We start from the raw sequence: 23,517 nt of genomic DNA, 5'->3' as shown, positions 1-23,517 counted from the left end.
TATTAAAATTTATCGTCACAATAATCTCAAAATCTTATTCTGTTTTTTTCTTAAGGCTGAAAATGTGTGCCAGCGTAATGAAAAAAGTGTTTCCCTGAAATCTATTGCATGCATCAATTTCTCCAAGCCATCTAAAGCCTGCCGAAGTCGTACTGCTGATATGGAGGTAATTGATCTCTGCTCCTATAGCAGCAACATGATCTTTGTCGGGTTCGAGAACAAAAGTTCCTATTGGAATTTTATCGTCTGAAACCTTATATTGCAGGTAATAAATTAATCCCGCGTTCAGGATACCTTTTGGGGCAGTTTTTTCGGCATTCATACAATAAAATGTTTTTCCGAAACCGCCTTCAACGCTTAAAATATCTCCGGTTTTAATGTCGGTATCTTTTTTCTTTCCGTTGATTTCGTAGGACGCTAATGCTGCAAAATGCAATGTTTTTTTATCATTAAAATACAAAGTGGTTCCCGCAGAAAACTCATTCATCAGCATTCCTAAACCGCTGTTGTTACTGCCGCCAAATTCGAATTTTCCTGTTGGCAGATACAATTGATAACTAAATACAAAATCGGCTCTTTTCTGGTGCCAGCCTAATTGAAGCGGCTGCAGATACATATCTGTAAATGCAAAACTACTTTTGGAGTCAACGAAACTTCCCTGAATGGTATTGGATGCTCCTGCCAGCAAAATTGTGGCTCCGTAATTGGCTCCTAAAATTTTGAAATTGCTCACAAAATTGGCTCCGACTCCAGTAATAAACATGGTCAGATCTGGATTTCCTATTTTGTCTCCATCAGGATTTCGAAGTGTCGATGCTGTATAAATATATCCCGGAACATAAAGACTTAAAGTATTTTCTGGAGCCTGTGTACCAGACTGCAGTCCCATAGCGCCCAAGATGTGACCGCCCTTTAGCTGTGCATTACCATAAAAAGAAATCAGAAATAAGAGTGTTATAGCAATTGACTTTACTATTTTTCCTGCTTTATTAAATTTTGTTTTCATGCTGTAATGTTTTAAAATTAATAAGACTTTACAATCGCTTGTTTATTTAAAATAATAGGCGCCGGTATGATCTGGATTTATCCTGATGGTTTTAAAATATTCTGAAGGCGATTTCCCAGTGTGTTTGATAAAGGCTCTAAAACAGGTTGTACGAGATTTAAAACCAGAACCCCACGCCATTCCTTCTAGCGATAAATCTTTCCATTCGGGATCGTTTATTTTGTCTTTAAAGTATTCTATTCTCTTTAAGTTGACATAATCCTGAAAGTGCAGTCCAAATTCTGAATTGATCAAATTAGAAAGATGATGCACCGATATTCCGGTTTCGTCTGAAAGATCTCGAATGACAAAATCTTTTTTAAGGAAGAGTTTCTTAGAATTAAAAACATAATCCAGCTTGATGAGATAGTCTTCCTTTTTTTCTACTGTTAGTTCGTGTACAACAGGAATTATGTTTTTAACTTCTTTTGTTTTAACTAATAGTGTTGCATCACTTACAAATTCAAATGTTTCTTCTTCGTCATGAAAAATCTGCGGTTTGAAATACAGCCATCCGACAGTAAAAAATAAAACTGATGAAATTAAAAAGTAGCACGAAAGATCTACGACGTCTATTTTTCTGAGCAGAAAGTGGTGCACAAAAAGAGCCGAAAACAAGAACAAGATCATTAGATTGTAAACTCTTATCCAGTTGATTACTTTAAGGCGGTGAAATTGGTTTCCTTTGAATTTTTTCAGATCATAGTTTAAAATCAACATGGTTTGAAAAAATACATAAAACAGCCAGATCGTCAGCGTTAAAATAGAAAATGGATTTTTGATTTTAGAACCTACATAATCTACAATTGGCAAATTGACAAAACTCCCGATATATACAAACAATGTCAGAACAAAGTAAATAGTAAAAGGAACAAAGTGCAGCCAGTCGTATTTTCTAAATTTTCTGCTCGGTGCCAAAATATTTCTCACATAAAGAAAAGAGCAGGGAGCTGCTAAAAAGATAAACGATTTTGTAATTGTAAAAAGATCTGGAAAATCTTTAAAAATAGTAGCCGATAAGTAAAAATTATAGATGCTTACTACAGCAAGGCTCAATAAAAACATCCCCAAAAAGAAACTCTTAGAATAGTATTTTTTAGAAAAAAGAACCATAAAAGAAGTAGCAAGACCCGCAATTGTGGCTATAAAAAAGAAAAGCGAGAGTAGGATATCGATCATTTTTTAAGATTGATTTGTTTGGATTTGCTTACAAGAGAAAATGAAACGGGGGACTTTCATTTTATGGAAGAGAGTACCTGCCCGAAAACAGGTACGTCTTTATTTATAATAACAAAATGTTATTTTTTGACTAAACCTGGAGGAAATCCTTCCAATATTTTTTTGATAGAAGAATTGATAAATTCCTCTGGATTATCTGGTTTGCTGTCTATTTCTGCATTTCCTATACCCTGCCAAACCAATTTTTGAGTTTTGGTCGAAACGATATCAATAACCAGAGAGCCGTCTACATAATCGTATGTATTAAATGTAGTATTGGCACCGCCCATCATGCCGCCGCCGCCCCAATATCCGTAAGGACGATACATCCCGCCGTAACCATAAAAATCGGTATTAGCGCTTAAAGAGGTTTTGTTTTTTAAAATAGAAACGGCATTTACTTTGAGATCTGGATTAGCAGATTCTGTAAAGCCTTTTGCAAGCATTTCGTTTCGAATTGCCTTGGTCACCCGATCAGCATTTAATTGATTTACTTGACCTTCCTGCGCTCTTAAATCATAAACAGCAAAAGTTTTATATTCGCTGAAATTGGCGCCGTGATCATAATCGGTAGTTACTTTTACAGTTGGAGAACAGCTGTAAACCAATGTTAATACTAACATTGAAAAGATGCGAAGATTTGTTCTTTTAATATTCATGTTGTTATATTTAAATTAATGATTAAATCGGTTTAAACTCGAATGTATTAAAAACGTAAAAATCTTGTAGGAAGGAGTAAAGGCGTATAACAGCTTGTTAACATTTTGCAAATATCTGTATAACAAATGCTTAGGATATAATAAAGATAATTTATTTTATTTAATTAACACAACACTATACGTAAAATTCTTACTTAAAATAAAAACAATGCAGCCTAATGTAACTTTGGCCTTTTTTCTAACCCTTATTTACCTTTTAGAATTATCTATTAATGAAATCACATTTCAGGAGCAATAGGAAGTCTACCTTCTTTAATGGCTTCCAGCATTTGATTATAATCGGCTTCATTTTGATCGGCATACAGTATTGAAAACTTGGCAATAGCATTTGCTAATTCATTTCCTTTTCCGATATAGCCCGACAGTAACGACGGATCTCCTGAGCGCGCATGAGCTCTTGCCAGCGCCCATCCGCAGGCTTTTGCATAATCAATCATGTTTTCAGCTTTCATGATCTCAAGAACAGGTTTTACTTTTACGTCCCGCAGCTGTCTGATGTAAAAAAACCGATTATCGTCGTCATTCGCCCATCCTAAAAACATATCCGAGGCCGACTGCATTAATTTTTGACCAATTACAATTCGTTCTCCCTGATGGAAATATTTTGATTTATTCTTCAAATGAGCTTCTAAAACACTTTTTCGTGCTTCTTTAAACTGCAGAAAAATAGGTTCGCCGGTTGCCGACATCAACAGACTAATACCGCACATTGTTCCTACACTTCCTACGCCCACCACCTTGATCGCAACATCATGAAGTTTGTATCGGCTCAAGAGTACTTTTTTATCATCTGGCAGGGATTCCATATACTGCCTATGGGCTTTTTCTGCTGCTTTCAAAACCATTTTTTCTTCTCTTAGTGTTGGATGATAGATCAATGGCGGATCCTCTTTTATTCTCGCACGCGGTCCTTCTTGATACGTCATCTTGGCAAACTCTTTTTCGTGAGCGGTATGTTCAGATGCTTTTTTTATTCTTTTCTGATGAAATTTTTTAATTTCTTCGTCTTCTCCCATTTCAATCAACGCTGCCAGATCAATATCGGCATACCAGATCTGCAATGCCGATAACTGGCTGTAATCGGACATATGTCTTTTATAACTATCTGCAGCGTGCCAGGCAAATTCTTTACAATTCTTATCCGAAAATTTTCTCCATCTTCCTGCAATGGCAAAACTTGCAGCGAGCCTTTTCAAATCCCATTCCCAAGGCCCAGGATAAGTTTCGTCAAAATCATTGATATCAAAAACCAGCTTGCGTTCTGGTGTTGCAAAACCTCCAAAATTCATTAAATGACAATCACCGCAAAGCTGTAAATGAATGCCCGAATCTGGTGTTTCTGCCAAATCGGCGGCCATAATGGCGGCTGCGCCTCTAAAAAAGGCAAAAGGCGATTCCATCATTCTTGCATATCGTATTGGCAATAAAGTTTCTATTCTCCCTGCACTGCTTTCGATCAAAATACGAACCGGATCTATCCGGTTTTCTGATGGTGACCATTCCTGATGAGCAGAACGCGGCGTTACTTTTCTAATCTCCGTTCCTTTTATAAAGCGTTCTGCTTTTGAAGAAACGGGATCAAATGAAGTGTCGCTGCTATTTTCGAATTCTTTAGCCATCAAACAAATATTATTTCACTTCCTTGATATCATCCATTTTCCAACTCTTGTCAAAGTAAGCTGCAGTTGGTCCGTAAAAACGCATGTACGTAAACCAGTGTTTTCCCGGTAAAGTCTGCACCCAGTTTTTCTCTTTTCCTGCTGGAGCTTTTGGTCCAAAATACAAATCGACAGAACCATCCGCATTTTTTATAAGATCCTTACGGGAAGATAAATCAGCATTTTTCTGCGGATTATCGATCAGACAACGTGTTGCTGTATCATAAATCGTAATCGACCAGAAGTTTACTGCCGGAGGATTTGCAGGAACATTCAACGTATAATTTTTACCGCCGTCCAGCCAGTTTCCTTCGCTGTCATAGTAAGATCCTAAGTACGCCTGACCTACATTTGGTATTTTGGTAATCATGGCTTTTGAGTATGTAACGGCTTCGTAGAAATAAGAAGTTCTTTCGAAGAATTCATCGTAGTTATCAGCATGTTGCGACGGATCTTTGATAATCATGACATAATCCCATTTTTTATCCGGCCAGTGTTTTACATCTGCAAAACGTTTGTTGAAAGAATTTGCCATGGCCATTTGCTGTCCTTTTGCAGCAGCGGAAATTAAAATTTTCTTCTGGCGTTCGTCCGGAGCAAAAGGTTTTCCTTTTTCGATACCCAGATTTCTAAGCCATGCCATAAAAAAACGATCACGCTCTTCTACTGGTTCATTTTGTAAAATAGCATGAAGACGTTCCCAATAGGCAATTCCTGTTGGCTGAATTCCGTACCATTTTTTTCCTGCTGGCGGACTAACGACTTTTGTTGGTGTTGGGTTCGCTCGTTTATCGTACGGATAAATTTTTACTTGTTTTACTAAAATTTCCGTTGCTTTTGGGTCTGGATCTAAAGCCCTGAATCCGAAAAACATATTTACGGTTGTACACGGAACTATAAAATATCCTGCTGGTTTAAAATCTTTCATTGTTGGCGGAACCAAAATATATTTTCCTCCTTTTCCTTTATCGGGTCCCATTTCTCCAATAACTGCCTGCTCACGCTGCCAGAAATCGCCCAATCCCCCGGCAGTATGTCCGGCAGGCATTTCAATAACAGTTGGTCCGTTTGCAGCAAGATCAATAAAAGACATGATATAAGGCGTTGTAGCATTTCCGGTCAGAATTCCTAAACGATCATTATATGTATTATAAAAAACAAGATCATTACTGGTTGCATTAAATGTTTTGTAATGAATTTGCTGCCATTCGGCGAAAGCCACAATTGGCAATCCCCATAAATAACATTGCGTTGCCTGCTGGAAATCCATTTCGTCAAATAATGCCGGAATCGATTCTTTTGAAGGCAGTTCGCCATCCATTTTAATTGAAGTTCCAAATTCAGAAGCTACAACTGTTGTGCTGTCTGAAGGTAAGGTTTCATTTATGGTGGTCTTTTTTTCGCATCCGACACTTAAAATCAACGAAGAAACTGCTAAAATTACAAGGCATTTATTTTTCATGAGATTTGTTTTTGAAGTTGGTATGGTAATTATTTCTTTTCTTCAATTGGAGCCGGAAACCATTGTCCGTCAAGAACTGGTTTTTTAGAAACATACATCCTGAAGGTTAACGCAAAACCTTTTCCTGCAGGAGTTGGCAGCCAATTACTTTCTATTGCCTCTTTAGGCAACGAAGAAGCCAGCCAAATGCTCAATGATCCGTCAGGGTTTTTCTTTAAACCCGAAACATTATTAAGATTATATCTTTTTAATTTATTGTCGACTACTCTGTAATCCGGAACGCTATATAAGGTCACAGACCAAAATGCATTGACTACAGAATCCGGAAGTGCCTCTTTAGGAAACTTGATTTCATAAACTTTATCTCCATTCAATAATTGTTTATTACTGTCTGTTAGTCCAACAAAATAAATGGCTTCTTCTACTCTGTTTGCCCACAAACCTCCGTAATTGATAATGTCCCGGGCCAATATATCATCACCAAAATTTCCTGCCGCATACGATACTGACCATCCGCCTTTTTGAGTTCCAAAACCTTTCGCTCCGGCTAAGAATGCCGGAATTGCTTTGGTTTTAACTACTTCATCAATGTGAGCTTTTGCCTTATCATTTGTTTTAGCATATTCGCTAATTGCTTTTGCTTTTTCCTGATATTCTTTTGCTTTAGGCATTGCATCCGGATAAGAATTCAATACATCTTCGACTTTGTCAAATATTTCACCACCAATTGGTGCTTTCGGAGTAAATTCAGGAATGGCAATTGGAGCTGCAATTTTAATTCCGTCCGGTACATTAAAAGTAAATTGTTCCTGAAGTTTTTTGGCAACAGCCGAAGTTCCTTTTAATTCTACACGAGCCAGCATTTTTACTTTTTCTGATGGTAATTCGATTTTTACTGCGCCCGCAGGAATTGTAGGATTTGATCCTTTTAATACCAAAGCAAATTTTCCGTAAGGTGTTTTAGGAAAATTACGTTCGTTGATATTCACGATTACTTCTCCCCAACCGTCTAATAATTGTGCAGTATAATAACGTCCTTCAATTTTAGGAACATTCAAAATAACAGCATGAGCAGCATCAACGGCAATCCAGGCTTCAAGGTAAGCCACGTCTAAATTTGGATTTACAAATTGTGCTGATCCCAGCGGATTGTATTTGATTTTGTTATAGCCTACTTTTTCTACATTGATATCATGATTTTCCTGCTGGATTACCAAATATCTTGCATACAAATAAATATAGGCATCCACAATATCCTGATCTGTTGGGGTTGCATTATTTTCAGTATTGGAAGTGGCAGCATCTGTAGTTGATGTTTCTTTTTTACAACTAATAAACAGAAATATTACCACTACTATAAGAAGTGATTTTTTCATGAAATTGATTTTAAAATTTGGAAATAACTTACGAACCTGGAAATACAAATGCCACCACGGCTCTTAATCCCCAATCGGGTCTTATTTCATGATGCCCGACAATCGGAATTAACGGCATAACAGCAAACTGCACTACCTGATCTCCTAATTTGGTTACGGCTCCAATTGATGGATTTAAGGAAATTAAGGTTGTATTGGCTTCCCAGTTTTGAGTAATTTCAGCATTAACGCCTAAACTTGCGCCGCTTTTGTAACTGTGCGAAAGAAAGATTTGTGTATAAAAACTATTAAAATCGGCCCGATCTTCATTTCCTGCAACAGACCAAATTTGATTGGCTATAAAACCAACGGAAAGTCCTTTGCCTTGGTGCATTACCAATACGCTTGGACCTACACCAAATTTTTCTGTTCCTAAGAATTTCTCTGTGGCTGTGGGAACCAAAAATGCAGGCCCAAATCCGAAAATAATTCCTTTTGTTTTAGGCGCAAAAAAGGCCGTAACGGTTGCATCGCTTAAACCAAATTCGTGTGTGTTCTCACCAGTAATATCTTGTTGATCAACCACTGGTAAAATGTAACGCGTAATTAAGTTTAAATTATCACTTAATTTAAATGGAATTACAGGCTGTATGTTTAAAGTATATTTTGATCCGTTAAAAGGTCCAATGCCATAACTAAGATTATTTTGCAGCGGTACGCTTATTAAACTCGCTACCGGATTGGCTAATTTATCTGCTAATTCCTGAGCACTTGAGCCGGCTTTTGCAGGTTCTTCTTGTGCAAATACAACGAAATTTACAAGAGTAAATACTGCCGTCAAGAATAATTTGGTACTGTTTGCTAATACATATTTCATAATCGGAGACTTTAAAGGATTTTGTAATCGTTCTCAGAAAATCAAAATGAAACAGCTTTCAACCTTAAAAGCTGTTTCATTTTACTTCTCACTAATTCAAATTATTGGTCTGGAAATATCTTTTTCCAGTCGTCTTTCATACTTATTACGTGATACTTATATTTAGCAGCAGTACTTAGTGATAAATTGTCTTTTTCCTGATAATTATACTCTCTAATAGAATCATTGTGATTAACAATCATTTGAAAAGAAGGGTATTTACTTCCTTGAGAATATCGCAGCATGGCAAGATCTCCAGCGCCGCCTTCATTTCCGCAGGCAAAAACAGGTCTTTGTCCTATATGTAATTGGATCCCGACTGGTTTACCTATTTTATCATCCAAAAGATCTAAGGCAGGTTCTCTCACTATGTTATTGGAGGCATCATCAAATTTATATTTGAAAGAAGTCCCTACAACCTGATATTTTGGAATTCCGTAGAAATCTTGAGAAATAGATCGTACTAACTCTACAGTTCCTCCCGTTACAATAAACGTTTTAAAACCATTCGCACGAAGGTAATTCAGTAATTCTAACTGAGGCTGATACCGTATTTGTTTAATTGGAACATTTTTACCTGGATATTTGGCTCCTGCAAAAAACTCTTTGGCCGATGCTTCAAAATCGGCTTCGGTCATGCCGGTATGCGTTGCAGCAACTAATTCGATAAGTGCTTTATCACCGCCTTTTTCAAAGAAGGATTTGTCTTTTTCTACAACGGCTTTAAAAGGCTGTTTCTGTGCCAATGCGGGATTTGCTTCTACCATTTTTTTAACTCGGTAAAAAGCAAATAGTTCCTGAACATAGGGTTTTTCTGCCCACAAAGTTCCATCGTTGTCAAAAGTGGCAATTCTATCCTCTACAGGTATAAAATCGGGGCTTCCTTTTTTGGTAACCTTAGTAACATAATCAACAATTTCTTTTTTCAACGGAGTATCATTCCAGCTTGGCAGCGGATCTCCGCTTGCTGCAACTGTCGCAGTAGTATCATTAGGATCCGCAGTAGTTACGGTATCAGACTTTTTGCATGAAACCAGTAACAATAAAAATAAAGGCAATATATATATCTTTTTATACATAATCTTGATTTTTAAGTTATTGAAAGCCTGAGTCACATGATGACTCAGGCTTTATCTTTCCTAATTTTATTTTTTATTTTTTCTTTGAAGCTTGCATATCTCCTTTTATTGTTTTTTGCAGTTTTATTCCATCTAATGTTTCTTCCATAATAGTAAGAGGAGAGAAACTTGGCGGTATAGATCTTGGTGGATATTCTTTGAAAGTTTCGGCAAATGTTGCTACTTCCGCAATAAACTCATATCCATAATACACATGGTTCAAAATCCAATCCCAATAGGTGTTTGAAGTAAAGTCTGCTCTTTCATATGGATCCTGGTACAGATTATACATTTTTTGCAGACGCAGTTTAGTAAATGGTTCTCCCCAAAGTGCCAATGTTCCCGGAGAACGCTGCTCAGCAAAAACTGATTTATAATCTCCTTTTCGCATTGCTACAAGCAAACCATCATCATCCGAATAAAAGAATTTATCTCTGGCACTGTTTGGACTTGCTCCTGTTAAATAGGCAGACTGATCAAATCCGTCCAAGTGTACTTTATAGTTAATTCCATTTGCTTTATATCCTGTAAGCAGTTTTTTTGTCAAATCTGGTTCTCCTGCAATTGATGCTAAGGTCGGCATCCAGTCATTGTGAGCTACTATTTGATCACTAATTTGTCCTGGTTTAATGTGCCCCGGCCAGCGTACAAGACATGGTACACGGAAAGCTCCTTCCCAGTTAGTATCTTTTTCAGAACGGAATGGCGTCATTGCCGCATCTGGCCAGCTGTTCATGTGAGGTCCGTTATCAGAAGAATAGACCACGATTGTATTATCAGCAATTCCTAAATCGTCTAATGCTTTTAATAGTTCTCCAACCGTCATATCATGTTCGATCATACCGTCAATATACTCGCTGTCGCCATGTTTAAATTTACCTCTGTGTTCTGCTCTAACATGTGTACGCAAGTGCATACGGGTTGCGTTGTACCATACAAAGAAAGGTTTTCCGGCAGCATTTTGTCTTTTGATATAATCAATTGCTGCTGCAGATGTTTCGTCGTCGATAGTTTCCATTCTTTTTTTGGTAAGAGGACCTGTATCTTCAATTCTTTGTTTTCCAATTTTTCCAAAACGAGGATCAACAGTACCATCATCTGTACTTGTGGCAGTACATTTTAAAACTCCTCTTGGTCCAAATTTGTTAAAGAAAGCTGGATCTTTAGGATAATCTGCCAGTTCTGGTTCTTCTGAAGCATTTAAGTGGTATAAACTTCCAAAATATTCGTCAAAACCGTTTACTGTCGGCAGGTTTTCATTACGGTCACCCACGTGGTTTTTACCAAATTGTCCTGTAGCATAGCCGAGATTTTTCATGATACCGCCAATAGAAGGATCCAACTGATTCATTCCCATAGGTGCACCTGGAAATCCTACTTTGGTTAAACCAGTTCGAATACCCTGCTGTCCTGTTAAAAATGCAGCACGTCCAGCAGTACAGCTTTGTTCTCCATAATAATGTAAAAACTTTATTCCCTCATTACCTATACGGTCAATATTAGGAGTTTGATACCCCATTAAACCATTACTGTAAGAACTAATATTACTAATACCTATATCATCTCCCCAAATAATAAGAATGTTAGGTTTTTTGCCTTGTGCTGACGTAGTAAATACTGTAAAACACATTAATGCAAATAAAGGAACTGCATTAATAAACTTTCGCTTTAATTTAATTTGTTTCATGATAAAAAAATTCGTTAATAATTTCTTGTCTTGTATGAGTGAAGTATTCAAATAAAAAGCAGGGTAATATGCAATTGGATTCAACTTATTTGTTGCAATTTAACAGCCGTTTCAAATTCATTTAATCTTGAAAATCTGCAACAATTTTTTTTTAACTTTTTATTAAGCTTCTCAAAATTAACTAATTATTGAGCGAACAATCGTATTTATCAGGGATGACATTGTTTCATTTTATAAAATGAAACAAGAAAAATGGAGAATTTGCACCAAAGTGTTTCATCTTGCAAAATGAAACACTTAAAAAATACTGAAAATGAATATATTACAGAAATTAACCCTGAATCAAATAGCAGTAATAAATTTTGAAAACAGGAAAATGAACACACTTCTCTTCCAAAAGCTTCGAAAATGGAACAGCGAAATAGTTTTTCGATTAAAAAAATGACGCAAAAAATAGTAAAAAACTGTAGGAAAGGATTTAATGCAAAACTTTTCTGTAGATTACGCTTACAAAAAATGGCAGATGCATTTTAAAATTTTGGTTTTAGATAACAAAAAAGCCATTTACAGATTGTAAATGGCTTTAAGATTTTGGGTAATAATAGACTATTCGATTTCAGAAACTCTCATAGTGTTTACCATTCCTTTATCTTTAATTGGCATTGCTGCAAGATTGATTAAATAATCTCCTTTTGTAGCATACCCTTTTTCAATTGCAATTTTGTTTACATCTGTTACAGTATCGTCTGTACTTTCGTCATTATCATAATAGAAAGATTTAACTCCCCAAAGTAAATTAAGCTGTGTTAAAATTCTTCTGTTTGAAGTAAATACTAAAATATGTGCCGATGATGGTCTCCAAGCAGAAATTTGAAAAGCTGTATAACCGCTGTTTGTTAAAGTACAAATTGCTTTTGCTTCGATTTCATTAGCCAATAAAGCGGCTTGGTGACAAACTGTTTTAGTTACAAAACGTTTTGTTTTAATCTGTGGTGTATTTTGAGGCACCTGAATAAGCGGAGAATTTTCTACAGCTTCACAGATTTGCGCCATTCTCTGAATTACTTGTACTGGATAATTTCCTGTAGCAGTTTCTCCAGATAACATTACAGCATCAGCACCATCCATTACAGAGTTTGCAACGTCGTTTACTTCAGCTCTAGTTGGAGTTAAACTTGTGATCATTGTTTCCATCATTTGTGTAGCAACGATAACTGGAATTCTAGCTGTTTTTGCTCTGCGGATCAAGTCTTTTTGAACCAACGGCACTTCGTGAGCAGGAAGTTCAACTCCAAGATCTCCACGAGCAACCATTAAACCATCGCAATAAGCTACAATTTTATCCATGTTCTCAAGAGCTTCAGGCATTTCAATTTTAGCAATAATTGGAATTTTAACGTCAGAATGCTTCGCGATTAATTCTTGTAAATCTTGTAAATCACGTGGTGTTTTAACAAAAGAAAGTGCGATCCAGTCTACTTTTTGCTCCACAGCAAAAATTGCATCAGCAATATCTTTTTCAGTTAAAGCAGGCAAAGAGATTTTGGTGTTTGGTAAATTAACTCCTTTTTTAGATTTTAATTCACCGCCTTGAATAACTTTTGCAACAACTTCTGTTTTTTTATCCGTAGAAACAATTTCAAAAATTAATTTCCCATCGTCAAGCAAAATACGCTCTCCTGGATTTACATCATTTGGGAAATTTTGATACTTCATGAATACTTTTTGAGCATTCCCGATAATATCTTCTGCAGTAGTAAAAGTAATTTCGTCTCCATCGTGTACAACAGTACCTTCTTCCATTACACCAACTCTAAGTTTTGGTCCTTGCAAATCTCCTAAAATTGCTGTAGTGTAACCAAACTCTTCATTTAGACCTCTAATAATGTCTATCTTTTCTTTTACTCCTTCGTAATCTGCATGCGAAAAATTGATTCTAAACACATTAACCCCTGCATCGATCATATCTTTGATAATCTCTCTTGTACTACATGCGGGACCAAGTGTAGCAACAATTTTGGTTTTCTTGTTTGTTAGCATTTTTTTTAAAAAATTAGATTGTTTTTTGATTTTATTTTGTCTGTATCAACGGTATAAATAGCCGCAATACTTTCTATGGTATTTAATTGTTGTTGAATTTCTGAAAAATTTAGCGCCTCTTCGCTATTGTCTATTTTCAGGAAAAAATCGACTTTTTTAAATTCAGGAAGTAAATGAATTGTTGTAGAAACCTCACTTGTTTCGTTAGAAAACAAATTCTGGAAATCATTTGTACTCACAGAAATGATTTCATTTTTATTCTGAATTAAATTCCATGAAACAGCTTTTTCAGAATCATAATAATAAAATCTCGAAAAATTTGCTTCGCCTTCCTTAGTCTGAGCATGAATCTCGTGTTTGCTCTTACTTAAGTTTATCGGAAGGTTTTTATTGATAAAATAGGCCAGTCTATAATCTTCTAATGAAGTATGGATTGCCATTAAATAATAATCAATTTCGTCAAATTCGTCTAAATCCAATCTATGAATAGCCATGTCATGAAAAATCAAGTTGTAAATATACTATTTCTAACGGAGCTTAAATAGTTAAGACGGAGTTGTTTTTGTTAAATTATAAACGAAAACGATATAGCCTTGTGATACTTACAACATTTTTGCAGCTATTTCTTGTCAATTTTTTCTTGAAATGCAAAATAAGCTCTTTGCGAAGCTTTTTCTTCGGCTTTCTTTTTTGAAGTTGCTCTTGCTCTTGCAACCACTTTGTCATCAATACTTAATTTAACACCAAATAATCGCTGCCCGTCAATCCCGTTATCTTCAAAAATATCGTAATGAAAAACTCTTTTTTCTTTCTGACACCATTCGATAACCAGACTTTTATAACTAATAACTTTTCCTTCCAGACGTGCGATGTCGACATAAGGTGTTATTACTCTTTTTTGAATAAATCTCTCACAGAAGGCATATCCTTTATCCAGATAAATTGCGCCTACTAATGATTCAAAAATATTCCCATGAATATTTTCTCCAAAATGCTGAATCGGCACTTTGCTCTCTACAAACTGAACGAGATTTAAATCTTTGCCCAATTCATTTAAATGTTCACGGCTCACAATTTTAGAACGCATTTTGGTCAAATAACCTTCATCGCCATTAGGTGCTTTGTTAAACAAATGTGCAGCAATAACGGCACTTAACATCGCATCTCCTAAAAACTCTAAACGCTCATAATTGATTGGATGCCCTGCTTCGTCAATTTTATTGGAAGATCTATGCGTGAATGCTTTCCTGTAAAAATCTATATTAACCGGCTGAAAACCAAGAATTTTCTGAATAGTGCCAAAAAAAATCCCGTCTTCTAGAGAACGGGATTTAGAAAATATTTTTTTGATAAAATTCATACGCACGAATTAATCAGCTAATTTTTTAAATAATACACACGCATTATGTCCACCAAAACCAAAAGTGTTACTCATTGCTACATTTACTTCTCTTTTCTGTGCTTTATTCAAAGTCAGATTAAGAGATGGATCAATGTTTTCATCAACTACACTATGGTTAATCGTTGGAGGAACAATACCGTGCTTCATTGCTAAAATAGAAGCAATTGCTTCAATAGCTCCAGCTGCACCAAGTAAGTGACCTGTCATTGATTTTGTAGAGTTAATGTTTAAATTTTTAGCATGCTCTCCAAATACAGCACTGATTGCTTTAAGTTCTGCAACGTCTCCAAGAGGAGTCGAAGTTCCGTGAGTATTGATGTGATCAATATCTTCTGGGTTCATTCCAGCATCTCTTAGTGTATTTTGCATTACAGCAATAACACCAATACCTTCTGGATGCGGTGCTGTTAAGTGATAAGCATCAGAAGACATTCCGCCTCCGCCAACTTCACAGTAAATTTTTGCACCTCTTGCTTTAGCATGTTCGTAATCCTCCAAAACCAATGCTCCTGCTCCCTCTCCTAATACAAAACCATCTCTGGTAGCATCAAAAGGTCTTGAAGCCGTTTCTGGACTTTCGTTTCTTGTAGATAAAGCGTGCATTGAGCTAAAACCTCCCATACCTGCAATCGTAACTGCTGCTTCAGAACCACCTGATACAATGACATCACACATTCCTAAACGGATATAGTTGAAAGCATCGATTAATGCATTTGCAGAAGAAGCACATGCAGAAACAGTAGTATAATTTGGCCCCATGTAACCATTACGCATCGAAATGTGTGCTGGTGCAATGTCGGCAATCATTTTAGGAATAAAAAACGGATTGAATTTTGGTGTTCCGTCTCCCTTCGCATAATACATTACTTCATCTTGAAAAGTTTCTAAACCTCCAATTCCAGCTCCCCAGATAACACCAACTCTTTGTTTGTTTACGTTATCATTTGTAATTCCGGCATCTTTAATTGCCTCATCACTAGCAGCAATAGCATATTGAGCGAATTTATCTAATCTACGAGATTCCTTGCGATCCATGTAATCTTCAATATTGAAGTTTTTTACTTCGCAGGCAAATTTCGTTTTATGCTTTTCTGTATCGTAATATGTGATCGGAGCGGCTCCGCTAACCCCATTCACAAGTGCATCCCAATATTCTTGGATATTATTCCCAATAGGAGTAAGTGCACCTAATCCTGTTACCACAACTCGCCTTAATGCCATAAATTTGTATTTTGTATCTTTAAACAAATAAAACCCATGCTTTCTTAATTTATTGTTACTTAAGAGCCATGGGCATTACAATATAAATATATCTTTTTTGATTGAAAATCAATCGAAATTTAAATTTTAAAAAAATAATAACACCCGATTTCGTTACTACGAAAATCGGGTGTGGTATTATTATTTTTTAGCTTCCTCGATATAAGAAATAGCTTGACCTACAGTAGCAATGTTTTCTGCTTGATCGTCTGGAATTTGAATGTCAAATTCTTTTTCGAATTCCATAATAAGCTCAACAGTGTCTAATGAGTCAGCTCCCAAATCATTAGTGAAGCTTGCTTCTGTTACAACTTCGTTTTCGTCAACACCTAATTTGTCTACGATAATCGCTTTTACTCTTGATGCAATGTCTGACATAATCTTTAATTTTAGAATTTAATTTGTTGGCAAAAATAAAAAACTTTATTTTAAAACCATGATTTAGTTTATAAATGTGATACTAATTTATAAAATTAATTTCAAGAAAGGTCTTTTAAAGCTATTTATTTTCGAATTTTATTCCGTTTTTTGCACTCTCAAAACACACAACTTTATGAAAAAAATTATCGTTTTTGCTTCAGGATCAGGAAGTAATGCAGAAAACATTATAAAATATTTTTCGAAAACAGAAATCGCAAAAGTCGTTTCTGTTTTTACAAATAATGCTTCTGCAAAAGTGATCGAAAGAGCAAAAAATCATCAAATTCCTGTCGAAATCTTCTCAAAAAACGATCTTTTAGAGAGAAACGTACTACATAAAGTAGTAGAAATCGACCCGGATTTGATAATTTTGGCTGGCTTCTTGCTGAAATTCCCAGAAAACATCATTGAGAAATATCCACACAAAATAATTAATATTCATCCAGCTCTTTTACCTAATTATGGAGGTAAAGGAATGTACGGAATGCATATCCACAGGGCAATCGTAAATAATAAAGAGAAAGAAACCGGAATCTCTATTCATTATGTAAACGAACATTATGATGAAGGGGCTATTATCTTTCAGGCAAATGTAGCTTTGACGGATGAAGATACTCCAGAAACGGTTGCAGAGAAAATTCACGAATTAGAACAAAAACACTTTCCGGAAATCATTCATAAAATATTGGAAGAATAAAATCAAATTCAAAAATCAATTACAATTACAAAAATCAATTTTAGATCACTCTGAAATCTAAAATCTGAAATCTAAAATTAAATGAATCACGAAGTACATATATATACAGACGGCGCTGCAAAAGGAAATCCCGGTAACGGCGGTTATGGCGTTGTAATGGAGCTGGTGGGTACGCCGCATAAAAAAGAATTTTACGAAGGTTTTCGTCTTACTACAAATAACAGAATGGAACTTCTTGCTGTAATTGTAGGTCTTGAAAAACTAAAAAATCCAAACATGAAAGTGCTGGTTATCTCGGATTCTAAATATGTTGTTGATTCTGTCGAAAAAAAATGGGTCTTTGGCTGGGAGAAAAAAGGATATACCGGCAAAAAAAATCCCGATCTATGGAAACGCTTTTTAATTGTTTACCGAAAACATCAAGTCAATTTTAAATGGATAAAAGGCCACAACAATCATCCGCAAAACGAGCGCTGTGATCAATTGGCTGTAATGGCATCTTTGCAGCCCAAACTTTCGGTTGATGTTTACTACGAAACCATTGGATCTAAAGAATAAAAAAACGCATCAAATTTGATGCGTTTTTTGTACTAACTTAAATTTTACTCAACTGTTTATTCTTTATCTAAATCTTTGGCAGTTTTAAATCCTGTCAAAAGTCCGATACCGGCCATTATAAAAATTATTGAAGGATAAACCGCTCCGTCATTCAGAGAAGTATAGGTTGTAATCAATAAGGCAATAAAAATCCCCACACCGCTTCCTATTAATAAGAATGCCAGATTTACCACAAAGATTTTCCATGCCGGTACTCCCTTTCCTTTTCCCTGCATAAAGATACTGGCATCGACACCTTTTTCGATAAGCGCCAAACGCTCTCTGTTTCTAGTTGAATAAATTAAATAAACGATCCCGAAGATCATTAAAAAAAAGCTGATTGGAATTAAAATTTTTTCGTCCATGATGTTTTACGTTTTTAATTGATTGATATACCCATATGACGAGGGTTCTCAAATTCAGGTTACAAGTTTTTGTAAAAAATTTTAATTTTTAAATTCATTTTGAGGCATCGCAACCAAAAACAACTGATAATCAGTTAATTTTAAACTTGGTAGTTCTTTTAGAAACTCGATCTTTATCAAGTTTTAAAAATCTAAAGTTATTATTCCCATTTTTGTTATCGCGATGAAGGAGCACTAGAAAGTTGGAATTTGGAATTTAGAATTTTAAAAATTTGATTTTTTTGCTGCAACTTGTAACCTAAACAAACAAACTATCGTCCTATATAATATGAGTACAATAAATGATCAACATTATATCGATAAAGTTTTGCAAGGCGACACAAATGCGTTTGCAACACTTGTTGATCGTTATAAAGACATGATCTTTAGTTTAGCGCTCAAAATGGTTAAGAACCGGGAAGAGGCAGAAGAAGTTGCGCAAGATACTTTCATCAAGATCTACAGTTCGCTTTCTAAATTTAAGGGCGATTCTAAATTTTCGACTTGGATTTATAAAATCGCTTATAATACTTGTCTCGACCGCTTAAAGAAAAGCAAAAAAGAAGATTTAAACATTTCGATAGATGAATTTTCTTCTCATTTAATAAAAACAATGGACACTGCTTTGAGCGCTTTAGAAGAAAAAGAACGAAAGGAGACCATTCAAAAATGTTTAAATGCATTACCAAGTGACGAAAATTTCCTTTTGACTTTATTTTATTTTGATGATCAGAATTTAGAAGAAATCGGAAAAATCATGAATATATCGGCAAATAATGCCAAAGTAAAATTATTTAGAAGCAGACAAAAATTAGCCGTAATTTTGAGACAGCAGTTAGAACCAGAAATAATAGAAAGTTATGAACGAGAGCGATAAAAACATAGAACATCTTATTGACAAAATGATGGCTGAAGAAAAACTGCAGTCTCCATCAATAGATTTTACTTCAAAAATAATGGCTGAAGTTCTATTATTAGAAGAGAAAAAACTTAAAACATACAAACCTTTAATTTCTAAACCAGTCTGGATTTTCATCGGAACTGCGTTATTTGCTTTGGTAATTTATTTATCATTCTTTTCCGTTTCAGAAAACAATTTAGAAATTGGAAAAGCTTATACAGACAAAATTACAACTGCGTTTTCGGGAATTCATTTCTCTAAAAATATAATGTATGCTGTTTTAATTGTTCCTTTTATGATTTTGATTCAGATTGGAGTTTTGAAGAATTATTTTGATAAGAAGTATGAATTGTAAAATTGTTAAAAAAATTTAGTTTACCATTGATCTGTTTATTTGTCGTATTTTTACAGAGTTCATTAAATCTAAAAAAATGATACAGAAAACCATCACTCCCAAAGATAAAATTGTGAATCTTTCTTTTGAGATTCCAAAGAATTATGTTGGAAAAGCATTAAAAGTCTCAATTGATTTTGAAGATGAGAATGACCAAATTGAGAGCAATTTATCAGAAGAAGATTTGCTTAAATGGATAACAAATGCTGAAAAATCTCCAACAATGTCTCTAGAAAAGTTTAATGAAAAATGGGAAGAGAAAAAGCTGAAAATACAAAACAATATACGATAAATATATCTGAAAATTATTTTCAAACATTAGAAGAAATTGTTGATTATATTGCTTTCGAAAAAAAACAACCTTTAAACGCTATTAAAATTGGTAACGGAATAAACAAAGCAATGAATAAAATAATTCAAAATCCTTTGATTTATTCTCAATGTGAAAACTTGCCAACTAAAACTAAAATCTATAGGGAAGCCACTTATAAAACCTGGTTGATCATTTTTAAAGTTAAAAATAACCATATTACGATTCTTGGTGTTTTAAGTGGAAAAAGAAAAACTTCTTCATTCAGAAAGCTTATATAAAAATACTGATTTTCCAAAAATAAAACTTGCGATTTAAATCCAAAAAACATATTTTAAGCACTCCAATCAATCAAATATAATTTACTCATTTACAATACTTTTAGCCCCGCAATCGATATTATTTTTTTAAGAAAATTTTGAGAACCTAAACCGTTGCAATATTGTAACTTATAGAGTATCTTTGCACCCTAATTCGAAATTCATAAAATGAATAAACTATTGATTGTTGGAACAGTAGCTTTCGACGCGATTGAAACTCCTTTCGGAAAAACAGATAAAATATTAGGTGGTGCTGCAACGTATATTGGTTTATCTGCATCATTTTTTAACTTGCAATCGGCCATTGTTTCAGTAGTTGGCGACGATTTTCCTCAAGAACATTTAGATCTTTTAACTTCAAAAAATATTGATATCTCGGGTATCGAAATTGTAAAAGGAGGAAAAACCTTTTTCTGGAGCGGTTTATATCACAACGATTTAAATTCTAGAGACACTCTTGTAACTGAATTGAACGTTTTAGCTGATTTTCAGCCAAAAGTTCCTCAAAACTACAAAGATGCTGATGTTGTAATGTTAGGAAACTTACACCCATTAGTACAAAGCAGTGTTTTAGATCAAATGGAGAAAAAACCAAAATTAGTAGTTCTTGATACTATGAACTTTTGGATGGACTGCGCTCTTCCTGAATTATTAGATGTTATCAAACGTGTAGACGTTATTACAATCAATGATGAAGAAGCAAGACAATTATCAGGTGAATATTCATTAGTAAAAGCTGCTTCCAAAATCCAGGAATTGGGACCAAAATATGTGGTGATCAAAAAAGGAGAACACGGCGCACTTTTATTCCACAACAGAGAAGTATTTTTTGCACCAGCGTTACCTTTAGAAGATGTTTTTGATCCAACTGGAGCAGGAGACACTTTTGCAGGAGGATTTTCTGGATTTATTGCACAAAGCGAAAACATCTCGTTTGGCAATATGAAAAATGCAATTATTTACGGTTCAAATTTAGCGTCGTTCTGCGTAGAGAAATTTGGAACCGAAAGGATGGAAACATTAAGCAAAGCAGAAGTAGCGATTCGATTACAGCAATTTAAGTCGTTAACTCAGTTTGACATAGAAATATAATGCGCAAAAGCCTCGATAAAACGGGGCTTTTTTATTACGTTAATACACACAACTTACACAACACACAAAAAACAAAAACAATGAGCGACGCTTTAAAACACGAATGTGGTATAGCCTTAGTGAGACTACTAAAACCGCTTGAATATTATAAAGAAAAATACGGAACAGCGTTTTACGGAATTCAGAAAATGTACCTGATGATGGAAAAACAACACAACCGTGGACAAGACGGTGCTGGTTTTGCAAGTATTAAACTTGATGTAGAACCAGGACAGCGTTACATCAGCAGGGTTCGTTCAAATCATTCACAGCCTATACAGGATGTTTTTAAACAAATCAATGAACGCGTAAGTGAAGAACTAAAAGCGCATCCTGAACTGGGTGACAACATGAAAGAGCTGAAAGCGAATATTCCATATGTTGGAGAATTATTTTTAGGCCACGTTCGTTACGGAACTTTTGGAAAAAACAGCATCGAAAGTGTTCATCCGTTTTTACGTCAAAGTAACTGGATGCATCGTAACTTAATTTTGGCTGGAAACTTTAACATGACCAATGTTAAAGAACTTTTTGAAAACTTAGTTGAACTTGGACAGCATCCAAAAGAAATGGCGGATACTGTAACGGTAATGGAAAAAATCGGTCACTTTTTAGATAAAGAAGTAATGCAATTGTACCAAGACTGTAAAGCAGAAGGCTATTCTAAAAGAGAAGCTTCGCCGGTGATTGCAGAGCGCTTGGATATTGCTAAAATCTTAGGACGTTCGGCTAAAAATCTGGACGGAGGTTATGCAATGGCCGGATTATTAGGTCATGGAGACGCTTTTGTTTTTAGAGATCCTGCCGGAATTCGTCCAGCTTATTTCTATCAAGATGACGAAGTAGTAGTTGTTGCTTCTGAGAGACCTGTTATTCAAACTGTATTTAATGTTCCTTTTGAAAGTGTTCAAGAAATTGAACCTGGAAATGCATTGATTATCAAGAAAAACGGAAAAGTAACCATGGATCAAATCCTGGAACCAACCGTTAAAAAAGCGTGTTCTTTTGAAAGAATTTATTTCTCTAGAGGAAGTGATGCCGAAATCTATCAAGAACGTAAAGATTTAGGAAAACTAATCCTTCCTGCTGTTCTTAAAGCAATTGACAGCGATACAGACAACACTGTTTTCTCTTATATCCCGAATACAGCCGAAACTTCTTTTTATGGTTTGGTTGAAGCGGCTCAGGATTTCCTGAATCAGCGAAAAAACAATTACATTTTAGAAAATCGTAACACATTGACAACTGATTCTTTACAAGAATTATTATCGGTCAAGATCCGTACTGAAAAAGTAGCTATTAAAGATGCTAAACTTAGAACTTTCATCACAGAAGACAGCAGCCGTGACGACTTAGTTGCCCACGTCTACGATGTTACCTATGGCGTAATAAAACCAGAAGACAATTTGGTTATTATTGACGATAGTATTGTTCGCGGTACAACGTTAAAAATGAGCATCATCAAAATGATGGACCGCTTGAATCCAAAACGTATTGTTATTGTTTCTTCTGCACCACAGATTCGTTACCCAGATTGTTACGGAATCGACATGGCAAAACTTGAAGGCCTTGTAGCTTTTAGAGCTGCTTTGACTTTATTAAAAGAAAGAAACTTGTATCATATTGTAGATGAAGTTTATGCAAAATGTAAAGCACAAGAAAATTTTGCAGACAAAGATGTTGTAAACTATGTAACGGCTATTTACGATCAATTTACACAAGAAGAAGTTTCAGACAAAATTGCAGAGATGTTAAGCTCTCCAGAAATAAAAGCAGAGGTAAAAATCATTTTCCAAACAGTAGAAGATTTACACGTAGCCTGCCCTAAAAATTTAGGCGATTGGTACTTTACTGGAGACTACCCTACTCCAGGCGGAAATCGTGTCGTAAATCGCGCATTTATGAATTTCTACGAAGGAAAAGATGCCCGAGCTTATTAAAAAAGTATTAACAAAAGGTTAATTTGTGCATTTCATCGGTTTTTTTTGCCGTTCATCCTGTTTGTTTGGTAAAATTGAAATGCTGTAATACTTTTGAGAAACCATAACATTAGTAGGTTAAGTTTATGGTAGATTTGGGGCAAAAAGGGTGGAAGAAATTCCACCTTTTTTATTGGAATAAACTCAAGTATTTCTAAAACAGCCTCTTAAAATTCCATTTGTCGGATATACTTACCTTTCATCCAATTTTTTTTAAATATACACCTAACTGCTATACTTTTACTAAACCATAACATTAGTAGGTTAAGTTTATGGTAGATTTGGGGCAAAAAAGGCGGAAGAAATTCCGCCTTTTTTATTTTCTATTTTTAGGTTGCCCCTTTAGAAAATTGAACTACAAACAAAAAAATTTACTGCTTTATTTTTATATCTTCTAATTCTTGCAATACAGCACGCTACAATCCATTTATCGGATATACTTACCTTTTATCTAAAAAATTTTCGATATCCACTTAACTGCCAT

General features: G+C 35.1%; 23 protein-coding genes. 8 read left to right on the top strand and 15 right to left on the bottom strand.

Annotation, left to right across the window (positions count from 1 at the left end; all coding sequences use genetic code 11):
- Positions 1–34: 34 nt before the first annotated feature.
- The 14 genes from C4F50_RS08430 to C4F50_RS08365 form a co-directional block, all read right to left on the bottom strand.
- Entirely contained in the window at positions 35–1,006 is a 972-nt protein-coding gene (locus tag C4F50_RS08430; protein ID WP_193846005.1) for a SphA family protein, read from the bottom strand.
- A gap of 42 nt (positions 1,007–1,048) precedes the next feature.
- Positions 1,049–2,224, bottom strand: coding sequence for a helix-turn-helix domain-containing protein (locus C4F50_RS08425; protein ID WP_193846004.1), 1,176 nt, complete (start codon positions 2,222–2,224; stop codon positions 1,049–1,051).
- A 119-nt stretch (positions 2,225–2,343) separates the two neighbouring features.
- On the bottom strand, positions 2,344–2,922 hold the full coding sequence (locus C4F50_RS08420) for a DUF4136 domain-containing protein (RefSeq protein WP_193846003.1): 579 nt from the start codon (positions 2,920–2,922) through the stop codon (positions 2,344–2,346).
- 278 nt (positions 2,923–3,200) lie between these two features.
- On the bottom strand, positions 3,201–4,601 hold the full coding sequence (locus tag C4F50_RS08415) for a DUF2252 domain-containing protein (protein ID WP_193846002.1): 1,401 nt from the start codon (positions 4,599–4,601) through the stop codon (positions 3,201–3,203).
- Between the two features lie 10 nt (positions 4,602–4,611).
- Positions 4,612–6,102 (bottom strand): DUF1254 domain-containing protein, encoded by a 1,491-nt coding sequence (locus tag C4F50_RS08410; RefSeq protein WP_193846001.1) that lies wholly within the window; start codon positions 6,100–6,102, stop codon positions 4,612–4,614.
- Between the two features lie 29 nt (positions 6,103–6,131).
- Positions 6,132–7,478 carry a DUF1214 domain-containing protein gene (locus C4F50_RS08405; protein ID WP_193846000.1) on the bottom strand — a complete coding sequence of 449 codons (1,347 nt, stop codon included), beginning with the start codon at positions 7,476–7,478 and terminating at the stop codon, positions 6,132–6,134.
- A 28-nt stretch (positions 7,479–7,506) separates the two neighbouring features.
- On the bottom strand, positions 7,507–8,334 hold the full coding sequence (locus C4F50_RS08400; protein WP_193845999.1) for a hypothetical protein: 828 nt from the start codon (positions 8,332–8,334) through the stop codon (positions 7,507–7,509).
- 101 nt (positions 8,335–8,435) lie between these two features.
- Positions 8,436–9,452, bottom strand: coding sequence for an HAD family hydrolase (locus tag C4F50_RS08395; RefSeq protein WP_193845998.1), 1,017 nt, complete (start codon positions 9,450–9,452; stop codon positions 8,436–8,438).
- Positions 9,453–9,525: 73 nt separating this feature from the next.
- A complete protein-coding gene (locus C4F50_RS08390; protein WP_193845997.1) occupies positions 9,526–11,178 on the bottom strand; it encodes an arylsulfatase in 1,653 nt (550 codons plus the stop codon).
- Positions 11,179–11,784: 606 nt separating this feature from the next.
- Complete coding sequence (gene pyk, locus C4F50_RS08385) at positions 11,785–13,218, bottom strand: pyruvate kinase (protein WP_193845996.1); 1,434 nt, start codon at positions 13,216–13,218, stop codon at positions 11,785–11,787.
- A gap of 5 nt (positions 13,219–13,223) precedes the next feature.
- On the bottom strand, positions 13,224–13,712 hold the full coding sequence (locus tag C4F50_RS08380) for an IPExxxVDY family protein (RefSeq protein WP_193845995.1): 489 nt from the start codon (positions 13,710–13,712) through the stop codon (positions 13,224–13,226).
- A 125-nt stretch (positions 13,713–13,837) separates the two neighbouring features.
- On the bottom strand, positions 13,838–14,578 hold the full coding sequence (gene rnc / locus C4F50_RS08375; protein WP_193845994.1) for a ribonuclease III: 741 nt from the start codon (positions 14,576–14,578) through the stop codon (positions 13,838–13,840).
- 9 nt (positions 14,579–14,587) lie between these two features.
- The gene (gene fabF / locus C4F50_RS08370; protein WP_193845993.1) at positions 14,588–15,841 is read right to left on the bottom strand and encodes a beta-ketoacyl-ACP synthase II; all 1,254 of its coding nucleotides are present in this window, start codon (positions 15,839–15,841) and stop codon (positions 14,588–14,590) included.
- A 180-nt stretch (positions 15,842–16,021) separates the two neighbouring features.
- Complete coding sequence (locus C4F50_RS08365; protein ID WP_007137004.1) at positions 16,022–16,258, bottom strand: acyl carrier protein; 237 nt, start codon at positions 16,256–16,258, stop codon at positions 16,022–16,024.
- Between the two features lie 175 nt (positions 16,259–16,433).
- Here C4F50_RS08365 and purN point away from each other — a divergent pair, with 175 nt between their 5' ends.
- A complete protein-coding gene (gene purN, locus C4F50_RS08360; protein WP_193845992.1) occupies positions 16,434–16,997 on the top strand; it encodes a phosphoribosylglycinamide formyltransferase in 564 nt (187 codons plus the stop codon).
- A gap of 81 nt (positions 16,998–17,078) precedes the next feature.
- A complete protein-coding gene (rnhA, locus tag C4F50_RS08355) occupies positions 17,079–17,555 on the top strand; it encodes a ribonuclease HI (RefSeq protein ID WP_193845991.1) in 477 nt (158 codons plus the stop codon).
- A 56-nt stretch (positions 17,556–17,611) separates the two neighbouring features.
- On the opposite strand, the gene C4F50_RS08350 is transcribed toward rnhA, so the two are convergent.
- A complete protein-coding gene (locus C4F50_RS08350) occupies positions 17,612–17,959 on the bottom strand; it encodes a DUF6249 domain-containing protein (RefSeq protein ID WP_193845990.1) in 348 nt (115 codons plus the stop codon).
- A 328-nt stretch (positions 17,960–18,287) separates the two neighbouring features.
- On the opposite strand from C4F50_RS08350, the gene C4F50_RS08345 reads away from it, so the two are divergent.
- From C4F50_RS08345 to C4F50_RS08320, 6 genes are all read left to right on the top strand, one after another.
- Positions 18,288–18,875 carry an RNA polymerase sigma factor gene (locus C4F50_RS08345; protein WP_193845989.1) on the top strand — a complete coding sequence of 196 codons (588 nt, stop codon included), beginning with the start codon at positions 18,288–18,290 and terminating at the stop codon, positions 18,873–18,875.
- Positions 18,859–19,254, top strand: a complete 396-nt coding sequence (locus C4F50_RS08340) for a hypothetical protein (protein ID WP_193845988.1) — start codon at positions 18,859–18,861, stop codon at positions 19,252–19,254. Before C4F50_RS08345 ends, C4F50_RS08340 begins: the two co-directional genes overlap by 17 nt.
- Before the next feature lie 76 nt (positions 19,255–19,330).
- Positions 19,331–19,585 (top strand): hypothetical protein, encoded by a 255-nt coding sequence (locus tag C4F50_RS08335; protein WP_193845987.1) that lies wholly within the window; start codon positions 19,331–19,333, stop codon positions 19,583–19,585.
- Positions 19,543–19,884 carry a type II toxin-antitoxin system RelE/ParE family toxin gene (locus tag C4F50_RS08330; RefSeq protein ID WP_193845986.1) on the top strand — a complete coding sequence of 114 codons (342 nt, stop codon included), beginning with the start codon at positions 19,543–19,545 and terminating at the stop codon, positions 19,882–19,884. Before C4F50_RS08335 ends, C4F50_RS08330 begins: the two co-directional genes overlap by 43 nt.
- A gap of 207 nt (positions 19,885–20,091) precedes the next feature.
- Positions 20,092–21,015 (top strand): PfkB family carbohydrate kinase, encoded by a 924-nt coding sequence (locus C4F50_RS08325; RefSeq protein ID WP_193845985.1) that lies wholly within the window; start codon positions 20,092–20,094, stop codon positions 21,013–21,015.
- An 80-nt stretch (positions 21,016–21,095) separates the two neighbouring features.
- Positions 21,096–22,994, top strand: a complete 1,899-nt coding sequence (locus C4F50_RS08320) for an amidophosphoribosyltransferase (RefSeq protein WP_193845984.1) — start codon at positions 21,096–21,098, stop codon at positions 22,992–22,994.
- The last annotated feature ends 523 nt before the right edge of the window (positions 22,995–23,517 follow it).

The sequence above is a fragment of the Flavobacterium hungaricum genome (assembly GCF_015182285.1).
Lineage (GTDB): Bacteria > Bacteroidota > Bacteroidia > Flavobacteriales > Flavobacteriaceae > Flavobacterium > Flavobacterium hungaricum.
Note: the sequence above shows the minus strand (reverse complement) of the source record. Positions and strands in the feature narration are given on the sequence as shown.